The following is a 4,966-nucleotide window of genomic DNA, read 5'->3' as shown; positions in this document are numbered from 1 at the left end:
CAGACCACTGTTACCAAGCAGGTAGCTCGTCCGGATGGCCCGGCGTGGTTTTCTCGGCTTCAGCTGTGGTTTTCCCGGCTTCAGCGCCTTCGACGGCGCAGGAGACGGCCGATGCCCGGTGGGGCGTGCCGCTGCCGGGTGACCGCCTCCCCGGTCCCGGTCCCGATCGACGCGCAACCTCCACGGACCGCGGCACGCTCCTCGCGTCCCCGGCTGCCGCCTTGGCCTGATGGCCGCTCCGTCGCGTATCAACACTTACGTGACGGTAGAGTGACGAGAAAGTGCGTATGGGCGCCGCGAAGAGTCGCACCGGGAGGGGCCGCAGCAATGACCGACAGAAGGGACGTCGGCACAGGCGTCGGCGAGGGCGTCGCGTCACCGCCGAGACACCCGCGGATCGCCGAGCTGACCGCGCGCGCCGCCACGAGCGAGATCCCGGCCGCGGCGCTGTGCCGTGATCTCGCCGTCGCGCACGAGCGGGTCGGCGACGACGCCGGAGCCGTGCGGTGGGCCCTGGCGCTCACTGACGCCGGCAGCGATCTCGGTGCCTGGTCGGCCGTTGCCGGCGTGCTGCGCCGCGTCCTGCCGCGGGTCGCGCCGCTGCCGAGGTCCGCGCGGGTGGCCGTGCTCGGCAGTTACACGACATCGCAGTTCGCCGCGCTGTTGCCGCTGGCCGCGGCGCGAGCCGGGGTCGCCGTCGAGGTCTACGAATGCGGCTACGGGCAGTACCGCCAGGAGATCCTGGACCCCGCGAGTGAGCTCTACCGGTTCCGGCCCGACGTCGTCGTGCTCGCGGTGCACGCTGGGGAGACCGCCCTGCCGGCGGTCGCCGACGACCCAGCCGCCGCGGTGGCCACCGCGGTCGAGCGTTGGACGTCGCTGTGGGACATGATCATAAATCGGTGCGGGGCCCGGATCGTCCAGCACACCTTCGCCATCCCCGGCGAGGTCGCGCTCGGCCATCTGGCGCTGCGGGTTCCCGGCTCCCGGCCGACGATGCTCGCGCGGGTCAACGCCGAACTCGGCCGGGTGTCCGGCCAGCGGGGCGACGGGGTCGCCTTCGTCGACTGCGAGAGGCTCGCCGCCGACGTGGGCAAGCGTGCCTGGTTTGACGCGCGGTACTGGCACCGGTCCAAGCAGGCGGTGTCGCTCGCGCAGGTGCCGCTGTTGGCCCGGCACACCGCCGCGGTGATCGGGGCCCAGCTGGGAACGAGCCGGAAGTGCCTGGTCCTCGACCTCGACAACACCCTGTGGGGCGGCGTGCTCGGGGAGGACGGCCTGGCCGGCATCGCGCTCGGCGACGGCGCTGTCGGGGAGGCGTTCGCCGCGTTCCAGACGTACGTCGCCGAGTTGAAGGCCCGCGGGGTCGTGCTCGCCGTCTGTTCCAAGAACAACGACGCCGACGCCCGGGAGGCGTTCGAGCGTCATCCGGGGATGCGGCTCGGCCTTGATGACATCGCGGTGTTCAGTGCCTGCTGGGACGACAAGCCGACGCAGATCCGCCGGATCGCCGCCGCGCTCGGCCTCGGCCTCGACGCGCTGGTCTTCGTCGACGACAACCCGGCCGAACGCGAGGTCGTCCGCCAGCTCGTTCCCGAGGTGGACGTCGTGGCGCTGCCCGCCGATCCGCACGGCTACGTCCGGGCGCTGGCGGACTACCCCTTCTTCGAGGCCACCGCCCTCACGGCCGAGGACGCCGCGCGCACCGCCGCGTACCGGGCCCGGGCCGAGACGGCCGCCGCCGCGGCGGCGGCGACCTCGCTGGAGGACTTCCACCGCGGGCTGGACATGACCGCCACCGTAGTCCCGCTCGACGACATGACCCTGCCGCGGGTCGCCCAGTTGGTCGGCAAGACCAACCAGTTCAACCTGACCGGTCGCCGCCGGGGCGCCGCTGAGATCGAGCGGCTGGCCGCCGACCCCGGCACGGCGGTGTTCTGTGTCCGGCTCGCCGACCGGTTCGCCGACCACGGTCTGGTCGCCGTGGTCATCGCGGTGGAGTCGGCGGGCGCGCTGGACATCGACACCTGGCTGATGAGCTGCCGGGTGATCGGCCGGACCCTCGAGGACGAGGTTGCCGCGCTTGTTCTCGCCGAGGCCCGCCGCCGCGGCCTCGCCCGCGTGACCGGGCACTACCGGCCGTCGGCGAAGAACGTTCTGGTGGCCGGCCTCTACGAACGGCTTGGTTTCGAGCGGGTCGGGCGGGTCGACCCGGCGCCGGCGACGCTGCCGGCCGGGAGATCAGCCGGGGTGGTGCCCGCACCTCCGGACGGGATCACCTCGGCTGCGGAGACGACGTACTGGAGCCGTGATGCGCGGTCACCGTACCTGCCGCCTGGGCTCATCCGGGTCGTCGTGGCCGAGCCGTCCGGCGCCGTGGCCGGGCTGTCCCCCCAGGTGCTCCCCCAGCCGTGGCTGCGGGACCGCAAGACGGAAGAGGTGCCCCGCTGATGGTGCAGGAGCGACTGCGGCAGATCTTCGATGGCACGGCCGGCGATCAGGACACCCGGGATGCCTCCGACCTCGGGCTGTGGGAGATCCTGCAGGAGGACTGGCGCCGGCACTACAAATCGTTCGCCCACCCGGGCCTGCACGTGCTCGCCGTCTATCGCATCGGGCAGTGGCGGCGCACCCGGAGCCGGCCCGTCCGCGGGATCGTGACCGTCTTCTACAAGGTGGTCAACAAACTGATCATCCGTAACCTGTACGGGGCCGAGCTCGACGAGCAGGCGCGGCTCGGCCGCCGGGTCCACATCGGCCATCACCAGGCGATCCTCATCCCGCCGCATTGCGTGATCGGGGACGACTGCACCCTGCGGCACAACCTGACCATCGGCTACGCGAGCGGTACGGCGGACCCGCGGGACGTGCCGAAGGTCGGCAAGCGGATCGAACTCGCCCCCGGGATCCATCTCATCGGGGCGATCAGCATCGGCGACGACGCCAAGATCGGCCCGGGCTCGATCGTGATGACGGACGTGCCGGCGGGCTCGACCGTCTTCGCCGCTCCCGCGCGGGTGATGCGCCCGCCGGTGCGTTGAGACCGTCCGGGTGATGCGTCCGCCGGCACGCTGAGACCGCCGACGCGCCACTGCGGGATGTCGGCGACCGGCTCGTGGGATCGACTCGGTACGGTTTGAGGCCGGAACGCCGGTATCCGATTGGACCCGACCTGTGCCGTTGCCGAGATGGGGAGGACTCGCGGATGAAGGTGCTCGTGACGGGCACGGAGGGGTACCTGGGGTGCCTGCTCGCGCCCGAGCTGCTGCGCGATGGCCAGGAGGTCATCGGGGTGGACACCGGCTACTACAAGTACGGCTGGCTGTACCGCGGCGTCGACCGGACCCCGTTGACCCTTGACAAGGACCTCCGCCATCTCACGGTCGAGGACTTCGCGGGGGTCGACGCCGTCGTGCACATGGCGGAGCTGTCCAACGACCCGCTCGGCGCGCTCGCCCCGGACGTGACGTACAAGGTGAACCACGTCGGCTCGGTCCGGCTGGCGAAGCTGGCCAAGCAGGCCGGCGTCGAACGGTTCGTCTACATGTCCTCCTGCAGCGTCTACGGCGTCGCGACCGGTGCGGACGTCACCGAGGCCTCGCCGGTGAACCCGCAGACCCCCTACGCCGAGTGCAAGGTCTACGTGGAGCGTGACGTCGCCCCGCTGGCGGACGACACCTTCTCGCCGACCTTCCTGCGCAACGCCACCGCCTACGGTGCCTCCCCGCGGCAGCGCTTCGACATCGTGCTCAACAACCTGGCCGGGGTGGCCTGGACCACCGGCGAGATCGCGATGACCTCGGACGGCACCCCGTGGCGCCCGCTGGTCCACGGGCTCGACATCGCGAAGGCGATCCGCCTGGTGCTGACCGCACCGCGCGGCATCGTGCACAACCAGATCTTCAACGTCGGCGACAGCGAGCAGAACTACCAGGTGAAGGAGATCGCGGACGCGGTTGCCACGGTGTTCACCGGCTGCACGCTGAGTTTCGGTGACAACGGCAGCGACAACCGCAGCTACCGGGTGTCGTTCGACAAGATCGCCTCCACCCTGCCCGGCTTCTCCTGCGACTGGAACGCGCTCAGGGGCGCCCAGCAGCTGCACGACGTCTTCACCCGCATCCAGCTCGACAACGAGACGTTCACCGGCCGCGGGCACACCCGGCTCAAGCAGCTTCAGTACCTGATCCGTACCGGCCAGCTCGACGCCGACCTGTTCTGGGCCCACCCATGATCATTACGTCGACGCCGATCGCCGGGGTGATGATCGTCGATGTCGAGCCGTTCTCCGATGCCCGCGGCATGTTCGCGCGCACGTTCTGTGCCGGCGAGCTCGCCGCCGCGGGGCTCACGGTCGACGTCGCCCAGTGCAGCGTGGCCTACAACGCCTCCGCGGGCACCGTCCGCGGGATGCACTGGGCGGGGGAGCCGGTGCGGGAGACCAAGCTGGTGCGCTGCACCCGCGGCGCCCTGCTCGACGTCGTCGTCGATCCCCGCCCGGACTCGCCGACCTATCTGCGGCACGTGGCGGTGGAGCTCTCGGCCGACAACCATCGGGCGCTGTTCATCGACGCGGGCCTGGCGCACGGGTACCAGACGCTCGTCGACTCCACCGAGGCGACTTATCAGATGAACGTCCCGTTCACGCCGGGACACGACCGTGGGCTGCGCTTCGACGACCCGCGGCTGGGCATCGTCTGGCCGCTGCCCGTCTCGGTGATCTCCGACAAGGACCGTGCCTGGCCGCTGCTGGCCGGCGATGGTCCGGCCGGGGGCCAGGCCGGACCGTCCGGCGACGCCGTGCCACCCGGGTCTTCCGGCATTCAGCGTGATGTAGCTCACACATTTGGCGGGGTCGGCGCGACAGCCTGAATCCGTCGCCCCCGGTTCGGCCAACCGTCGGGCGAGGGCCCCGCTCCACCAGTGAAAATCAATGCTGGCAGGGAAAAGTGGGCGGGGCGTGGGG

The 4,966-nt window shown here is 71.1% G+C and carries 4 protein-coding genes; all 4 read left to right on the top strand.

Annotation, left to right across the window (positions count from 1 at the left end; all coding sequences use genetic code 11):
* Positions 1-327: 327 nt before the first annotated feature.
* Positions 328-2,451: an HAD-IIIC family phosphatase gene (locus tag ACY5KJ_RS17445; RefSeq protein ID WP_462203866.1), complete on the top strand. Its 2,124-nt coding sequence runs from the start codon at positions 328-330 to the stop codon at positions 2,449-2,451.
* On the top strand, positions 2,451-3,041 hold the full coding sequence (locus ACY5KJ_RS17440; RefSeq protein WP_462188472.1) for a serine acetyltransferase: 591 nt from the start codon (positions 2,451-2,453) through the stop codon (positions 3,039-3,041). Before ACY5KJ_RS17445 ends, ACY5KJ_RS17440 begins: the two co-directional genes overlap by 1 nt.
* A 164-nt stretch (positions 3,042-3,205) precedes the next feature.
* Positions 3,206-4,234 carry an NAD-dependent epimerase/dehydratase family protein gene (locus tag ACY5KJ_RS17435; RefSeq protein ID WP_462188473.1) on the top strand — a complete coding sequence of 343 codons (1,029 nt, stop codon included), beginning with the start codon at positions 3,206-3,208 and terminating at the stop codon, positions 4,232-4,234.
* Positions 4,231-4,872 (top strand): dTDP-4-dehydrorhamnose 3,5-epimerase family protein, encoded by a 642-nt coding sequence (locus tag ACY5KJ_RS17430; protein ID WP_462188474.1) that lies wholly within the window; start codon positions 4,231-4,233, stop codon positions 4,870-4,872. Before ACY5KJ_RS17435 ends, ACY5KJ_RS17430 begins: the two co-directional genes overlap by 4 nt.
* The last annotated feature ends 94 nt before the right edge of the window (positions 4,873-4,966 follow it).

This window comes from Frankia sp. CcWB3, assembly GCF_977927595.1.
The sequence above is the reverse complement of the archived record's forward strand: the minus strand, read 5'-3'. Positions and strand labels throughout refer to the sequence as shown.